Origin of the sequence: Acidovorax sp., assembly GCF_046314175.1 — a bacterium.
In the GTDB taxonomy this organism is placed as follows: Bacteria; Pseudomonadota; Gammaproteobacteria; order Burkholderiales; family Burkholderiaceae_C; genus Acidovorax.
This window is the reverse complement of sequence record NZ_JBKBXG010000107.1, coordinates 1-15,247: the sequence shown is the minus strand read 5'-3', so window position 1 is coordinate 15,247 and position 15,247 is coordinate 1. Positions and strand designations below refer to the sequence as shown.

14 protein-coding genes are annotated in these 15,247 nt (G+C 63.5%); 3 read left to right on the top strand and 11 right to left on the bottom strand.

What is annotated here, in order from left to right:
• Positions 1-170: 170 nt before the first annotated feature.
• Positions 171-1,679: a flagellin gene (locus tag ACK4OE_RS22345; protein ID WP_409888227.1), complete on the bottom strand. Its 1,509-nt coding sequence runs from the start codon at positions 1,677-1,679 to the stop codon at positions 171-173.
• Between the two features lie 322 nt (positions 1,680-2,001).
• Here ACK4OE_RS22345 and ACK4OE_RS22340 point away from each other — a divergent pair, with 322 nt between their 5' ends.
• Both ACK4OE_RS22340 and ACK4OE_RS22335 read left to right on the top strand, forming a co-directional pair.
• Positions 2,002-3,513: a flagellin gene (locus tag ACK4OE_RS22340; RefSeq protein WP_409888225.1), complete on the top strand. Its 1,512-nt coding sequence runs from the start codon at positions 2,002-2,004 to the stop codon at positions 3,511-3,513.
• Between the two features lie 59 nt (positions 3,514-3,572).
• On the top strand, positions 3,573-5,801 hold the full coding sequence (locus tag ACK4OE_RS22335) for a tetratricopeptide repeat protein (protein WP_409888223.1): 2,229 nt from the start codon (positions 3,573-3,575) through the stop codon (positions 5,799-5,801).
• 110 nt (positions 5,802-5,911) lie between these two features.
• Here ACK4OE_RS22335 and ACK4OE_RS22330 read toward each other — a convergent pair whose 3' ends face one another.
• Genes ACK4OE_RS22330 through rfbF form a run of 10 tightly spaced genes read right to left on the bottom strand, consistent with a single transcriptional unit; the run spans position 5,912 to position 14,061 of the window.
• Complete coding sequence (locus ACK4OE_RS22330; protein WP_409888221.1) at positions 5,912-6,700, bottom strand: TylF/MycF/NovP-related O-methyltransferase; 789 nt, start codon at positions 6,698-6,700, stop codon at positions 5,912-5,914.
• On the bottom strand, positions 6,697-7,530 hold the full coding sequence (locus ACK4OE_RS22325; protein WP_409888219.1) for a phytanoyl-CoA dioxygenase family protein: 834 nt from the start codon (positions 7,528-7,530) through the stop codon (positions 6,697-6,699). The genes ACK4OE_RS22330 and ACK4OE_RS22325 overlap by 4 nt, the downstream gene beginning before the upstream one ends.
• A gap of 30 nt (positions 7,531-7,560) precedes the next feature.
• Positions 7,561-8,343, bottom strand: a complete 783-nt coding sequence (locus ACK4OE_RS22320; protein WP_409888217.1) for a cephalosporin hydroxylase family protein — start codon at positions 8,341-8,343, stop codon at positions 7,561-7,563.
• Positions 8,344-8,354: 11 nt separating this feature from the next.
• Positions 8,355-9,101, bottom strand: coding sequence for a class I SAM-dependent methyltransferase (locus tag ACK4OE_RS22315; RefSeq protein WP_409888215.1), 747 nt, complete (start codon positions 9,099-9,101; stop codon positions 8,355-8,357).
• A 28-nt stretch (positions 9,102-9,129) separates the two neighbouring features.
• The gene (locus ACK4OE_RS22310; protein WP_409888213.1) at positions 9,130-9,936 is read right to left on the bottom strand and encodes an NAD-dependent epimerase/dehydratase family protein; all 807 of its coding nucleotides are present in this window, start codon (positions 9,934-9,936) and stop codon (positions 9,130-9,132) included.
• Positions 9,933-10,421 carry an acyltransferase gene (locus ACK4OE_RS22305; RefSeq protein WP_409888211.1) on the bottom strand — a complete coding sequence of 163 codons (489 nt, stop codon included), beginning with the start codon at positions 10,419-10,421 and terminating at the stop codon, positions 9,933-9,935. Before ACK4OE_RS22305 ends, ACK4OE_RS22310 begins: the two co-directional genes overlap by 4 nt.
• Entirely contained in the window at positions 10,422-11,663 is a 1,242-nt protein-coding gene (locus tag ACK4OE_RS22300; protein ID WP_409888209.1) for a methyltransferase domain-containing protein, read from the bottom strand. It abuts the gene before it with no gap.
• Entirely contained in the window at positions 11,660-12,220 is a 561-nt protein-coding gene (locus ACK4OE_RS22295) for a dTDP-4-dehydrorhamnose 3,5-epimerase family protein (protein ID WP_409888207.1), read from the bottom strand. The genes ACK4OE_RS22300 and ACK4OE_RS22295 overlap by 4 nt, the downstream gene beginning before the upstream one ends.
• Positions 12,217-13,284: a CDP-glucose 4,6-dehydratase gene (gene rfbG / locus ACK4OE_RS22290; RefSeq protein ID WP_409888205.1), complete on the bottom strand. Its 1,068-nt coding sequence runs from the start codon at positions 13,282-13,284 to the stop codon at positions 12,217-12,219. The genes ACK4OE_RS22295 and rfbG overlap by 4 nt, the downstream gene beginning before the upstream one ends.
• A 6-nt stretch (positions 13,285-13,290) precedes the next feature.
• Positions 13,291-14,061, bottom strand: a complete 771-nt coding sequence (gene rfbF, locus ACK4OE_RS22285; RefSeq protein WP_409888203.1) for a glucose-1-phosphate cytidylyltransferase — start codon at positions 14,059-14,061, stop codon at positions 13,291-13,293.
• Between the two features lie 363 nt (positions 14,062-14,424).
• Here rfbF and motA point away from each other — a divergent pair.
• The coding region (motA, locus tag ACK4OE_RS22280) for a flagellar motor stator protein MotA (RefSeq protein WP_409888201.1) at positions 14,425-15,247 on the top strand (823 nt) is incomplete at its 3' end.

Below are 15,247 nucleotides of genomic sequence, written 5' to 3'. Positions count from 1 at the left end.
TATGGCGCCGAATGGCGTCAACGAACATCCGTAACACGCCAGGAAAACCTGTCTTATCCAGCGGTCCTGGCGCCCGCCTTCCAAAAAGCCAAATGGCGGCGACAGAAATCTGCCGCCGCCTAGGGTTCGCCAGGGCGCTGCAACGCCCTGGCTGCCTCACCCGCCGCTTGTTAACGCAGCAGGGCCAACACACCCTGCGGCAGCTGGTTGGCCTGCGCCACCATCGCGGTACCAGCCTGTTGCAGGATCTGCGAACGCGAAAGGTTAGCAGTTTCGGCTGCAAAGTCAGCGTCCAGGATACGGCTGCGCGATGCAGCCAAGTTCTCAGAGGTCACTTGCAGGTTGCTGATCGACGTTTCGAAGCGCGACTGCAAAGCACCCAGCTTAGCGCGTTCACCGTTGATGAAGGACAGGGCTGAGTCCACCGTCTTGAGCGCCTCGGTCGCCTTTTTGAACGTGGTCACATCCAGGTTGGCGACTTCCTGCAGGTCGGATGCCGAGTCGGCAGCAGCGGTCGTATTGAACGCATTGGTCGTGGTGGCCACGGTCGAGAAGGCCTTTTCAGAATCCAGAACCACGTACCCGCTCACGGTCGATGCATCAGCGCCGGTAGCAGCAAAAGTGTCCGCGCCACCGATGGCAGTGCCATCAGCCTGGAGCTTCTGCACCGTAACCGCGCCCGAATTGGCACCCGCCGAAGCACTTTTGGCCAGTGTGATGTCTTGACCGGTAGCATTGGTGAGGACAACGCCCGTGTTGGTGTCGTTCACGCGGGCTGTAATACCTGTCTTGGATGACTGCTCATTAATAGCCGCCACTGCGCCAGACAGACCGTCAGCCGTGTTGGCATTGGTGACGTTGAACGATACCGACTGGCCCAGCGCCGTGCCCGTGGGTGTGTTGTCCGAACGCAGCTCGAAAGTGTATGAACCTGCAGCACCAAAAGTAAGTTGCACTTCAGTACGGGCCGATGCTGTCACACCGGTGTTCGCCGTCTGCAGATTAACATTGTCCGCCATGGCCTTTGCTGTGTCGTTGGCAGCGATGGTGATGTTTTTGGAACCAAGCGAGCCATTGACGGCCAGCGTGCCAGCGGTCACGCCGTTGGTACCCCAGCCCGTAGAGTTCGCGGCGGCGCCCGCACCGTTGGCTGACGTGTTCTGGTTGTTGCCGTACACGCTAGTACGCAGGTTGGCGGTGGCAGCCACGATGGTCTGATTGGCGTTGGCGCCCACTTGGAACTGCTGGGTTCCGAAAGAGCCATTGAGCAGCTTGGCGCCGTTGAATTCCGTGGTTTGTGAGATACGGTCGAGTTCAGCGACCAATTGACCCACTTCCTGCTGCAGTGCCTGGCGGTCACCAGCGCTATTGGAGGCGTTGGCGGACTGCACAGCCAGTTCACGCACACGTTGGAGAATGTCGCCCGATGCCTTGAGCGCTCCTTCAGCCGTTTGCGCCAGCGAGATGCCGTCGTTGGCATTGCGCACTGCCTGGTTCAGGCCGCGGATCTGGCTGGTAAAGCGCTCAGAAATCGCCAGGCCAGCAGCGTCGTCCTTGGCGCTGTTGATGCGCAGACCGGATGACAGGCGCTGGATGGAGGTGTTGAGCGACGTCTGGCTTGCACCCAGATTGCGCTGGGCCGTCAGAGACGCGACGTTGGTATTGATGGTGGATGCCATGGCAAATCTCCTGAAAAGAACTGACTAAATATGGCGTTTCCGCCAACCTGATGCCAGGCGAGGCACCCGGCTATACGGTCCACAGCGCCGACAGGCCTTCTGGTGACGGCGGAAGGACATTTACCTTCCGTTGCAAGTCTTTTCGACGCGCCGTCGGGAAACTTTAGGGTCAAACGTGCAAGTTGGCAGGTTTTTCAGCGCTTTATCCCGCCAACACCGTGGGCGACCAATGCCCACAATTCCTCATCGTTCCCATATTGCCTGCCGGACGGTAGTCCCCCATCAGGCACCAATGTCCACCCGAGCCTCAAGGAGCACATCCATGGCAGCCACCATCAACACCAACGTCGCGTCTCTGACGGCTCAGCGCAATTTGGGCATGAGTCAGACATCGCTCAACACCTCCATCCAGCGCCTGTCATCCGGTCTGCGCATCAACAGCGCCAAGGACGACGCTGCTGGCCTGGCGATTTCCGAGCGCTTTACCAGCCAGATCCGCGGCCTGAACCAGGCAGCACGCAATGCTAACGACGGCATCTCGCTGGCACAGGTGACCGAAGGTGCCATGAAGGCGGCCGGTGACATCCTCCAGCGGGTTCGCGAGTTGGCCGTGCAGTCTGCCAACGCCTCCAACAGCCCTGGTGATCGCCAGGCGCTCAACCAGGAAGTCGGCCAACTGGTCGCAGAACTCGACCGGATCGCCCAAACGACAGAATTCAACGGCGCCAAGCTGCTCAACGGTACGTTTGGTACCCAACAGTTCCAAGTGGGCGCCAATGCCAACCAGACCATCGTGGCCGCCACCGCCAACATGCGCACCAGCGTCTATGGCAACAACCAGAACACCTCGGCCAATGGCGCCGGCGCTGCTGCCAACTCCACGGCATGGGGTTCCAACGGTGTCACTGGCGGTACCCTGGCGGTCAATGGTTCGCTGGGCTCCCAGAACATCACCCTGGCAGATAACGACACTGCCAAGGCCATGGCCGACAAAATCAATCTGCAGACAGCGAACACCGGTGTAACAGCATCGGCGCGCACAGAACTGGATATCTCGTTCACATCTGTCGGTTCATACACGTTCGAGCTGCGCTCAGAGAACAACCCTGCGGCTCCGGCGCTCGGTCAATCGATTTCTTTCAATGTGTCGGCACTCAACACGTCTGATGGCCTGTCCAACGCGATTTCGGCTATCAACGAGCAATCGGCCAAGACCGGGGTGACTGCTTCGCTGAATGCGACGAGCACAGGCATCGTGCTGTCCAACGCGACGGGGCAGGACATCGGACTCTACAAAGGCGCGGCCTCGGGTGCCAATGCGGGTGCGGTGACGATCCAGAAGCTGCAGGCCGACGGAACCGCCGCCGGTGCGGCCGACACCCTGGCGGCGGCTGCGGGCGCAGACAGCTCGACCGTGAGCGGCTTCGTCGTGCTCGACTCTGAAAAATCATTCTCCACTACTGCCACAACGACCAATGCCTTCAACACAACGGCCGCAGCCGACTCGGCATCGGACCTGCAGGAAGTCGCCAACCTGGACGTGACCACGTTCAAAAAGGCCACCGAGGCGCTCAAGACGGTGGATTCGGCTCTGGCGTTCATCAACGGTGAGCGTGCCAAGCTCGGCGCCCTCCAAGCCCGCTTTGAAACTGCCATCTCTTCGCTGAACATCACCTCCGAAAATCTGTCCGCGTCGCGCAGCCGTATCTTGGACGCCGACTTCGCAGCCGAAACGGCCAACCTGTCGCGGGCGCAAATCCTGCAGCAGGCCGGCACGGCCATGGTGGCCCAAGCCAACCAGATTCCCCAGGGCGTGCTCAAGCTGCTCCAATAAACTGGCCACCAGAAGGCGCCCTCAAAGGCGCGGACATTCGCAAACTCGCAAGGAGCGATGTGAACGGACCTCCACCACCAGGCCAGCGACCCCACGCCGCCACAGACGCCCGCTTGCAGGCGGCGCTGGAAGCAGGCCAGTGGGAATTGCTGGCGCGCCTGTGCAGGCAGGCGCTGCGCAAGAATTCACGCCAGCTGCTGGCGCACCGCTACCTCGGCCATGCCCTGGATTGCCTGGGCCGCAAAGACGAGGCGGTCGAGGTGTATCGACGCGCTGCCGTCCAGTGGCCCGGCGATGCCGAGCTGCTGATCAACTATGGAAACTTGCTGCTGAGCTTGGCGCGCAACGCCGAGGCACTTCCCATCCTGCAGCAGGTGTGCGAGCTGCGCCCTGACAAATCGGTGTGCTGGCTGATCCTGTCGCAGTGCTGCTATCTCATTACACGCCACGAACAGGGCTTCCAGGCCGCCCTACGCGCGGCCGACCTGGCCAACGACGCTGCCGAAAAATCGGCCGCGCTCACGCAAAAGGCCATCCACCGCCGTGAACTCGGCCAAGTCAAGGAAGCCGTGCAGGACTGTCTGGCGGCGATCGCGCTCACGCCACACGATCACGCCAACCACACCAACCGCCTGCTGTTCATGCTGGCCGACCCCGATGCCGATGCGGCCAGTTTGGCACGCGCCGCGCGGGAGTTTGCGCTAGTTTTCGAACCCGCCCTTCAGTCTCGCTGGCCGGACCATGCGGACCGCGGTGGCCAGCCTTGGCGCCGACTGCGCATCGGTTTTCTGTCGCCCGACTTCCGTGTGCACTCCGTGATGTATTTCGTGGAAGGACTGCTGGCGCAGCTGGACCGGCGTCAGTTCGAGGTCTTTGCCTTCTATCTCTTCCCGCGCGACGACCAAGTAACGGCGCGCGTGCAACATCACGCCGACCACTTCGTGCGTCTGGCAGGCATGAACGGGGCGCAACAAGCGCAGGCCATCCGGGAACACGGGATCGACATCCTCATCGACTTGGCGGGCCACACCGGCCACAACGGCCTGCTCGCAATGGCCCACAAGCCAGCGCCGGTGCAGGTGTCATGGCTGGGCTTTCCCGCCACCACCGGGCTTTCCGCAGTGGACTACAAGTTCACCGACGAGGTGACCGATCCGCAAGGCGCGGAGGACCAATATACCGAACAGCTCTACCGCCTACCCACCCTTTTCGCGTGCTACCGCCCCATGAGCCGCAACCCGCTGTGGCGCTACCAGCCGCGCTACTTGGTGCGCCCCACCCCGGCGCTGTCCAACGGTTTCATCACGTTCGGCTCGTGCAACAACTTGGGGAAGCTCACCGATGACGTGCTGCGCCTGTGGGGCCTCATCCTCCAGGAGGTCCCGGGGGCACGCCTGCTGATAGAGGGCAAGAACCTGGACGATCCGGGTTTTGCGAGCGCCTACCGCGCACGTTGCCAGGCGTTGGGGCTGGACCCCGAGCGGCTGGACCTGCTTGCACTCAGCGGCGACAACCAATACCTCACCTACCACTGCATCGACATCGCGCTGGACCCGTTCCCGCTGACGGGCGGTACCACCACGTGCGACGTGCTCTGGATGGGAGTGCCGGTGGTGTCCATGGTGGGCGAGAGCTTCAAGAGCCGCATCGGCGTAGGCCTGCTCACCTACCTGGGGCACACCGAGTTGCTGGCCTCCTCGTCCGAAGACTACGTGCGCATCGCCTGCACCCTTGCGGGCGATGTGCAGGCGCTGAACCATTTGCGCCTGGGTCTGCGCAACGAGATGGAAAACTCCCCGCTGATGCGCGAGGACGCTTTCAATCACCACTTTGCAGATGGACTGCGCGCGATGTGGCTGCAGTGGCTGGCCACATCGGCCCACCCAGGCGATCCTGCAGCGCAGCAAGCCGCCATGGCCGAATGGCTAAGGGACCGCCCGGCGGAATGGACCACGCCCCCTGCGCCTGGCGTGGGCGTGAAGCCCGGCCAGCGCATCAGCGTGGCCGAAGCGCACCAGCGCCTTCAGAATCTGGTCGAAATGGCAAAGGCCTCCGCCTTCGCCCCTGCCAGCGGCGGCGAAGGCGCTGCGCCAATCACCGACCGGCACTGGATCGCCGTGACCGGCCTGGCCGAGATGGTGTTGAACGCCGTCCCGCATGACCCGGTAGCACTGGCTTGCCTGGCCGAGGTGGAAAATGCCCACGGCCACCCGGATTTTGCGGTCACGTACCTGCAGTACGCAATGCGAACACTGGAACGGCAGGCCCAAGCTGCTCGGGCGGGTTGATATTCGATACTGTATTGACAGCTTTCAGTGTATTCCCCTCAATCCTCCGAGAAGTCACTTCACGTGGAGCCACAGACCGGTGCCAACTTGCATCCCTGCGTCCCGATGATCTACTCGATTACCGCGTAGCTCACATGGGGCTCGTAGGGGAAGCGCTGGATGCGAAGGCGAGGAAGCCCCAGGGTTTCCATCACCGCCAATGTTTCACCGGGCCAGGTCCGGTTATTCAGCTCGTCGAACACTATCACGGCGCCCTTGGGCATGCGAGGCACGAAATGCTCAATGCACACCTTGGTGGGCGCGTACAGATCTAAGTCCAAGTGCAGCAAGGACACCACAGTCTGCGGCTCGCGGGCTAGGTAGGCAGGAACCGTTTGCGCCACGTCGCCGGCCACCAGCTCCACCTTCGGAATGTGGCCAATGAACCGGTTAGCATCGAACAGCGCCACCGTCTCGCGCAGGGCCTCCAAACAGTCTGCCGTGTAGCCGCCAGCGCGCCGCTCCGTGGTCTGGATCACCGCGTGTTCGTCCTCGGGGGAGATTGACTCGAAACCACTAAAGGTGTCGAAACCCACAATGCGGCGCTGCAGGTTCACAGGCTCCCAGATGGCGCTCAGCTGGGCGAAGGTCATGAGCCCCCCGCCCCAATTTACGCCGCACTCCATCACGTCGCCGTGCACGTTGAGCACCAGCTTGAAGATCTCGCTAAGGCACAGGAAACGTGCCAACGATTGGCGTGGCACGTAGCTGGCGAAGTTTTCGAGCTTTTCGACTTGGCTGCCGCGCGCGTTGGTGAACAGCGCATCCAGCGCGCCGCGGTAGCCGACCTCGCCGGAAGTGCTGCGGCCAGCTTGGCGATAGCGCGACGGGTCCTGGTCTTTCGTCGGTGGGGTGGTCATGCGGCGACGGCTCCGGGTTTTGTTTGTTGCAGTGGAGACTGCTGCTCCTGCGCACGGCGGGCAGCGCTGTCGTGGCCGGGATAGTCCACATAAAAGATGTTGGTCTTGTCCCCGGTCGGAAAGCGCTGGCGCCGGTGGTCCGGGTCCGCCAGGTCGGTGATGCGCAGCTGGGCGGTCCAGCGGATCTGGTTGCTCAGGTTCGGGGTGCTGCGGTGCAGCAGCATCTGCTTGAAGACCACCAGATCCCCGCGTTTGGCTTCGATGGTCACGGGCTCCTCGGTCACCTCCTCCGCCAGGCTGAGGTCGCGCTGCAGCATGGGCACATACGGCGCGATCACCTTGTCGCTGATGCGCTTGAACGGTGCCAGCCCGCGCCGGTGGCTGCCGGCAATCACCTGGATGGTTCCGTGGTGCAGGTCCACGTCCTGCAGCGGGATCCACACTGTAACGGCGTTCACCGACCCCAGCAGGTACACCGAGTCCTGGTGCCAGGCAAAGAGGTGCCGGGCGTCGTGTGGTTTGTCAAGCCGCATGTTGCAGCAGCCCATCAGCGATGGGTGCTGCAGGCCGAGCCCGCTGCACATGCTGCGGATGGCCTGGCTACCCGACATGCAGGACAACGCCGGCAGGTACTTGAGGCGGTCGTACAGCATCGACTGCTGCTCGGGCGTCATCTCGTAACGGGCGCGGTCTACGGAACTGAATGCGGGACCCACCACCAGCCGACCCAGCTCGTCGAGCTGGGCCTGCAGGGCGTCGAGTTCGCCGTCGGGCCAGAAGTCCCGCAGCACCACGTAGCCGTTGTCTTCAAAAGATTGCAGGTAGTTCATGATGTGTCTCCTTGGACCCCGATCCGCGCGTCAATACGGGCGTCGGCGCAAGAACCCGTGCGGCGCCACCGTGACCTGCAGGCGCTGCTCCATCTCGGCATCCACTTCGAACTCTTCATGCCCGGCCAGCCACTGGTGCACGGCCGTCTTGGGGTTGTTGCCCACGCCCCAAGGGCGGTCGGTAAAGAACTTGGGCGGCATGTCTTCCACAAAGGTGTCGAACACCACGCAGTAGCTGCCGGGTGTGACCAGCGGCGTGTAGGCGTTGAGTTCACCCAGCACATGGTCGTGGGTGTGCATGGAATCCAGGCACACCAGCACGCGCTGGTAGCCCTGGGCAAACTCGTGCACCTGCTGCACCACCTCGGGCGCCACTGCCGATCCCTGAATCATGGCGATGCGGCTGGCCATGGGATGGGCTTCGATGGCGGCGCGGTTGTGGGCGCGGATGTCGATGTCCACGCCCAGCACCTTGCGGCGCGAGGCGCGCGGGTCCATCGTAGTACCGGCCTCGATGGCGTCGCTCATGTCCAGCAAGGCCAGCAGCGACGCGCTGAGCACCAGCGAGCCGCCGTGCGCGATGCCCGTCTCGATGATCAGGTCGGGCCGCACACGCCACACCAGCTCCTGCATGGCCACCATGTCCTGCGGATACTGGATGATGGGTCGGCCCATCCAGTCGAAGTTGTAGACGTACTGACGCTGCATCGAGGCCTGCAGCCAGTCGCGAGACAGCGCCTTGAAAGCGCCATCGTCAGCGTACGACTGCAAGCGCGCCTGGCGCTCTTGGCGGAATTGTTCTGAAGGGTTCATGAGCTGAACTTTCACTTGATCAACAAGCCTTGACCCGTGGGCATCTCCAGCACACGGTATCCGTACTTGGCAAACCAGGGGTCCTCTGCCAGTTTCTGCGCCCGATAAGCCAACCAGCCATAGTCGTCCAGAATCAGGACAGCGCCAGGAACCATGCGGTCGAAAAGCAGGTCCAGTGCACCGATTTCCGCATCTGCATTGTTCATGTCAAGGTGCATGAAAGCGATCTTTTCAGGCGCGACTTCCGCCAGAACCTCGGGCACCTTGCCTTGGGTCACGGTCACGTTGTCAAACCCTGCAAATCGCTCCTTGACTTGCGAAAAGAGTTGCTTGCTGTGCTCGGGCATGGCGTGGTGGGGCAGCGAGGGGTCGTGATCGAACAAGTCGTACAGGTAGTAATGGCGGTCGGGGTGGCTCGCAAAATCCACGGCATCGCACACCACACGGGCCGTGGTGCCTTTGTAGCAAGCGCACTCCACAAAATCACCCTCCAGTCGCAACCCATTGCGCACGCCCCACAGCACGGTGGAAATCCGCCAGAGCACCGCCTTTTCAATGTCTGTGCTTGCATGCGCATTGAAGGCCCTCATCAGCGGCTCATCCTCCAGAAAACCCAGGTTCCGGTGGTACGTGAAGAGGTTGTCGCCGGCGTAGATACCATCCTGGCCGTTGATTTGATCAACCGCCTGCTGAATGCCTTGCAGGAAGGCAGCAGGCTCCTTGGTTCCGAAAAATACCGGGTTCAAATGGTTCGCCATATCCGTTCCCCTTCTCTGTCGTCAAAAATCACCACGTCTCGCCAGCGCCAAGGATGCGACGGGGCACCCAACCGAATTCGTCGTGCCCACGCGTCACGTCGATGGGAGCAAAGTCCTGCCACGGCGCAGGCTCTGTGATTGCGAAGGTCGCTGAGTAGGTGTTGGCCAGCCACTCCAGCCACTGCCGATGCGTTGTCTGCTCGCCACTGGCTACGTTATAGATGCTCGCGCGGCCCACCAGCGCGATGCGCGGCAACCAGTCCACCACATCGGCCACGTGCACGTAGTCCTTGGCGGACTGCGGATCGGAGCGCAGCACTATGTGGCCCTGCCGCGCCTGGCGCAGCAGGTCGGCCACCAGGTTGCCCGAAGCGGCGTCCATGCCCGGTCCCACCACGTTCGACAGCCGCGCCACGCGCACCCCGGCGCGACCACTGGCGTGGCACAGGCATTCGCCGGTGAGCTTGGTGAGGTTGTACAGGTACGACGGGTCGCCCGGCCTCACTGACAAGACAGCGCCTTCTTGGGTACTCGCCGCCCCCATGTAGACCCGGGTAGACGACAGGTACAGCAGCGAGTCGAACTGCGCGCGCCGCAGCACCTCGGCCAGCAGGCCCACATGGGCGTCCACGGTGTCGAAGGGGCGCGAGCGGAAGTCGGCGGTGAGCCCCACGCAATAGATCACATGGCCCAGCGGGCGGGTTAGCACCTCGGCATCGCCGCGCGTTGCCGCCCACACGGTGTGGCCCTGGGCCCGCAGATGGGCCACCAACCGGCTGCCGATGTAGCCGGAGGCGCCCAGCACCGTAAACGTCGAAGGGGGCAGGCCCGTCACCGGCGCTCCCCCACAGCCGCCAGCGGTTGGCCCGCATACACGGTGTACGCCAGCAGCTCACCGCGCACGATGGAGCCCGCGCCCACCACGCAGCCGCGCCGCAGCACCGCGCCATCGAGCAGCACGCAGTTGGCGCCGATCCACACATCTTCCTCGATCATGATGCCGCCCTTGCTGGGCAGAAAGCCCTGCTCGCGGATCAGGCGGCTGCGGTCGGCATAGGCGTGGTTGACCGGCGCAAAGGTGCAGTTGGCGGCAATCGCCACGTAATTGCCGATGTGGATGCCGTTGCCGGTGTAGAGCACGCAGCCCGCGTTGATGACCACATGCTCGCCCACCACCAGATCGCCGCTGCCGCCCGCAGGCTTGACCTTGACGAAGCTATCGATCACCGAATGCGCTCCCACCACGATGCGCGTGCCGCGCACCGAGTCTTCGATGTCGGCCAGGTGCGAAACCTTGGCGGTGGGGTGCAGCTCGATCACCTAGAACACCTCCAGGCGGGGCACGGCCACCACCATCTGCGCGCCCCAGCTGCGCGTGTAGTCGAGTTGCTCGGCCACCTCGCTGCGCAGGTTCCAGGGCAGGATCAGGATGCGCTGGGGCTTGTGGGCGCGCAGGTGCGCCTCGCTCACCACCGGGATGTGGCTGCCGGGCAGGTACTGGCCCTGCTTGGCCGGGTTCTTGTCCACCGCGTAGGGCAACAGGTCGGGCCGCACGCCCGCAAAGTTGAGCAAGGTGTTGCCCTTGGCGGCAGCACCGTAGGCGCCCACGGAGATAGCGTCGGCCTGGCATTGCAGCAAAAATGTGAGCAGCTCACGCTTGACCCGTATGGCCTGGGCTTGGAAATCGCTGTAAAAACCTGCGCCCAGCATGCCAGCTGCAGCCTCGTTGGTCAGCAGTTGCTGCACGCGGGCAGCGCCTTCAGCACTGGCCTGGGGGTGGCCCACGGCGTCAGCCCGTCCGGCAAATACGCGCAGGCTGCCGCCGTGCGTGGGCAGCTCTTGCACGTCGATCACCGCCAGCCCATTGGCCGCAAAGATGCGTTGCACAACCGTGAGCGACAAATACGAGTAGTGCTCGTGGTACGCCGTGTCGAACTGGCACCCCTCCACCATGCGCAGCAGGTGCGGGAACTCGAAGGTGGCCACGCCGTGCGGCTTGAGCAGGCGGGTGAAGCCGCCCACAAAGTCTTTGATGTCGGGCACATGGGCCAGCACGTTGTTGGCGGCGATCAGGTCGGCCTGGCGGCCTGCCCGGGCCAGTTCGTCGGCCAGGGCCACGCCAAAGAAGCGTTCCACCACCTCGATGCCCTTGGCGCGGGCGGCTGCCGCCGTGCTGGCGGTGGGCTCAACGCCGTAGCAGGGGATGCCAGCAGCCTGCACGTACTGCAGCAGGTAGCCGTCGTTCGACGCGACCTCGACCACGCAACTGGCGGGCGTGAGTGCCAGCCGTTCGCGCATCGCGTGCACATAGGCCTGTGCATGGGCGAGCCACAACGAAGAGAACGAGCTGAAATACGCATAGTCATTTGTGAACAGCGCCTCGCGCCCTGCGTGGTCTTCGGTCTGCACCAGCCAGCAGGTTTCGCACACCAAGAGGCGCAGCGGGAACCAGGTTTCGGGCGCGCGCAAGGCGGCCTCGTTCAGGTAGGCGTTGGACGGGGGCGCGCTGCCCAGGTCCAGAAAGGGCAGTTGCAGCGGGCTGCCGCAGTGTCGGCACTTCACAGGCGCACTCCTTCGAATTCTTCGGTCATCCCGGGCTGGCCTGCATCGCGGGGCGACATTTGCCCCACAGGCAGCGGCCAGGCAATGGCCAGGCGTGGATCGAGCGGGTGCAGTCCCGCTTCGGCGGCGGGTGCATAGGCCGCCGAGTGGTAATACAGCAGATCGGCATGGTCGGTCAGCGCCTGAAAGCCGTGGGCAAACCCGGGCGGGATGAGCAGTGCGCTGCCGTTATCGGCCGACAGGTGCTCGGCGTGCCAGTGCAAAAAGGTGGGTGAGCCCCGGCGCAAGTCCACGGCCACGTCCCAGACTTCGCCGCGCAGGCAACTCACCAGTTTCATCTCGGCGTGCGGCGGGTGTTGGTAGTGCATGCCGCGCACCGTGCCCTTGAGCGCGGTGTAGCTGTGGTTGATCTGGGCGACAGGGCCCGTCCATCCCGCGCCCGCCAGTTCATCGGCGCAGAACAGGCGCGCAAAAAAGCCGCGCTCGTCCACCAGCGGCTGGCGTTGCACGCGAAAGAGCCCCGCCAGCGGCAGCGGCGCCAGGGCGAGGCGGCTCATGGGCGGGTCTCCCAGGCGTCGATGTCGGCCAGGCACAGCGCGCGGGCGTCGGCGCCGCCATCTTGCTGGCGATACCAGTTCATAGTGCGGGCGACGGCGGTGTTCAGCGTCCAGTGCGGGGCCACGCCCAGCACCTGGCGGGCGTGCGCGGTTTCCAGCGCCAGCCAGCCTGCTTCGTGCGGGCCTTCGCTACTATTTTCATAGCTGATAGCGCTTGATGAATAAGCGCTAGATGCCAATTCGATCACATTTTTAACGGTAGCCGCCTCGTGCGGCAGCGGGCCAAAGTTGTAGGCACCGGCCAATGCGGGCGATTCCCACAGGCGCTGGGCCAGACGCAGGTAGGCGGCCAGCGGCTCCAGCACATGCTGCCAGGGGCGCGTGGCCTGGGGGCGACGTATGTGCAAGGTTGAGCCCTTTTCCCAGGCGCGCACAGCGTCGGGTAGCAGGCGGTCTTGTGCCCAGTCGCCGCCGCCAATCACGTTGCCCGCGCGGGCGGTGGCCACGGCCACGCCCTGCGCAGCCAGGAAAGAGTCACGGTAGCTGGCCGTGACCAGTTCGGCAGCGGCCTTGCTGGCGCTGTAGGGGTCGAGCCCGCCCAGGGCATCGTCCTCGCGGTAAGGGTAGGCCCATTCGCGGTTGCGGTAGACCTTGTCGGTGGTCACGACCAGCGCCACACGCGCCTCGGGCAGGCCCCGCAGCGCATCGAGCACATGGGCCGTGCCCATGACATTGGTGGCAAAAGTGTCGAGCGGCGCTGCGTAGCCGGGCCGAACCAGCGCCTGGGCCGCCAAGTGCAGCACTACCTCGGGCCGGGCGGCGCGCACGCGCATTGCCAGGGCCTGGGGGCTGCGGATGTCGCAAAAGTGGCTCTCCAGGCCCGGGCCCGCTTGCCCCAGCTGGGCCAGGGTGAACAGGTTGGGTTCGGTGGCAGGTGGCAGCGCCACTCCGGTCACCTGCGCGCCCAGGCGCTCCAGCCACAGGGCCAGCCACGCGCCCTTGAAGCCGGTGTGGCCGGTGAGCAACACGCGCTTGCCGCGCCAGAATTCTGGATCAGGGCGCATCGCGGGTTACCAGCATTTCCAGGGAGCCTGGCCGGTTTGCCAGAGTTCTTCGAGCAAGTTCTTTTCGCGCAGGGTATCCATCGGCTGCCAAAACCCGGTGTGTTCAAAGGCAACCAGCTCACCGATGCGTGCCAGGCGCTCCATGGGGGAGGCCTCCCACGGGGTGCTATCGGCATCAATATGGTCGATCACCTCGGGCTGCAGCACAAAAAAGCCGCCGTTGATCCAGCCACCGTCGCCACGCGGCTTTTCCTCGAACCCGGCCACCGTGTCGCCCTCACGCACCAGCGCGCCGTAGCGGCCCGGTGGCTGCACAGCCGTCACGGTGGCCTGGCGACCATGGGCACGATGAAAAGCAAACTGGGCCGTCATATCAAGGTCGGCAACCCCGTCGCCATAGGTAAAGCAGAAAGGCTGGCCTGGCTCCAGGTATTCCTGCACCCGTCGCAGGCGCCCGCCGGTCATGGTGCTCTCGCCGGTGTCCACCAGGGTCACGCGCCAGGGCTCGGCGTGGCGGTGGTGCACTTCCATGCGGTTGTTGGCCATGTCGAAGGTGACGTCGGACATGTGCAGGAAATAGTTGGCGAAGTATTCCTTGATCACGTAGCCCCGGTAACCCAGGCAGATGATGAAATCGTTGACGCCATGGGCGGCGTACATCTTCATGATGTGCCAAAGGATGGGCCGCCCACCGATCTCGATCATGGGCTTGGGACGCAGGTGCGACTCTTCCGAGATGCGGGTGCCGAGCCCGCCCGCCAGCAGTACAGCTTTCATGCCCGCAGCATAGTCCAGCACCTGCACCCCCAAAAGTACTTGTCACAGTAGAAATACCGGCCAGATTCAGCCATTGCAGTGCCAGCAGGCGCAGCAGCCTGAGCAGCACTCCCGTGGATATCACTGCGAACATAACCCCACAGCCGCGTTCAGCCAAACTGCAGCACGCCATCACCAAGCCCTAACGTGCGCAACACTTGCTCGGATGGCTGGCATCCGTTTCCCGAAGATGGCGGGTGTTGATGGTGCTCTTGGACGCATTCCGCGCTCTGCAATCCGATACATTTGCAGTAACCTTCGGTAAGCCGCGTTGCCAGCGGTCCTGCCCGCCCCTCTGTCAAGCGCCGCCTACACCTACAAAGCATGCTCGTCATCATCGGTTACATCGTCTGCTTCGGATGCATCTTCGGCGTGTACGTGCTGCACGGCGGGAACATCCAGGTGATCCTGAAGGCGTTGCCCTTCGAAATTGTCACCATCATGGGCGGTGCACTGGGGGCGTTTGTCGTCAACAACCAGCCCAAGGTGCTCAAGGCCACGATGGCCGCGATCCCCATGGCGCTCAAGGGATCCAAGTACACCAAGGCGCGTTACATGGAGCTGATGGCGATGCTCTATGACATCCTGCAAAAGGCCCGTAAAGAGGGGCTGATGGCCATCGAGAAAGATGTGGAGACGCCCGCCGAGTCGGAAATCTTCAAGAAATACCCCACGGTGGGCAGTGATCACCACGTGATCGAGTTCATGACCGACTACCTGCGCATGATGGTGTCGGGCAACCTCAACTCGCACGAAATCGAAGCGCTGATGGACAGCGAAATAGAAACCCACCACCAAGAGGCGCATGCCCCGGTGGCAGCCCTTGCCCGGCTGGCCGGCGCATTGCCGGCATTCGGCATCATTGCGGCCGTGCTGGGGGTGGTGAACACGATGGGCTCGGTCGGCCAGCCGCCCTCGGTGTTGGGCGGCATGATCGGCTCGGCGCTGGTGGGGACTTTTCTGGGCATCTTGCTGGCCTACGGGGTGGTGGAGCCCCTGGGCGGGCTGGTGGAGCAAAAGACCGAGGATGCCGCCAAGGAGCTGCAGTGCATCAAATCGACCCTGCTGGCCAGCATGCAGGGCTACAACCCTGCTACCGCCATCGAATTTGGCCGCAAGGTGCTCTTCTCGACAGACCGGCCCTCGT

What these genes read in the sequence shown, in the direction of transcription:
- ACK4OE_RS22315 (WP_409888215.1), bottom strand. Translation starts at nt 9,101, where the DNA reads ATGGCGAACCATTTGAACCCGGTATTTTTCGGAACCAAGGAGCCTGCT.
- ACK4OE_RS22325 (WP_409888219.1), bottom strand. Translation starts at nt 7,530, where the DNA reads ATGAACTACCTGCAATCTTTTGAAGACAACGGCTACGTGGTGCTGCGG.
- ACK4OE_RS22345 (WP_409888227.1), bottom strand. Translation starts at nt 1,679, where the DNA reads ATGGCATCCACCATCAATACCAACGTCGCGTCTCTGACGGCCCAGCGC.
- rfbG (WP_409888205.1), bottom strand. Translation starts at nt 13,284, where the DNA reads ATGCGCCCTGATCCAGAATTCTGGCGCGGCAAGCGCGTGTTGCTCACC.
- ACK4OE_RS22295 (WP_409888207.1), bottom strand. Translation starts at nt 12,220, where the DNA reads ATGAGCCGCCTCGCCCTGGCGCCGCTGCCGCTGGCGGGGCTCTTTCGC.
- rfbF (WP_409888203.1), bottom strand. Translation starts at nt 14,061, where the DNA reads ATGAAAGCTGTACTGCTGGCGGGCGGGCTCGGCACCCGCATCTCGGAA.
- ACK4OE_RS22330 (WP_409888221.1), bottom strand. Translation starts at nt 6,700, where the DNA reads ATGACCACCCCACCGACGAAAGACCAGGACCCGTCGCGCTATCGCCAA.
- ACK4OE_RS22320 (WP_409888217.1), bottom strand. Translation starts at nt 8,343, where the DNA reads ATGAACCCTTCAGAACAATTCCGCCAAGAGCGCCAGGCGCGCTTGCAG.
- ACK4OE_RS22340 (WP_409888225.1), top strand. Translation starts at nt 2,002, where the DNA reads ATGGCAGCCACCATCAACACCAACGTCGCGTCTCTGACGGCTCAGCGC.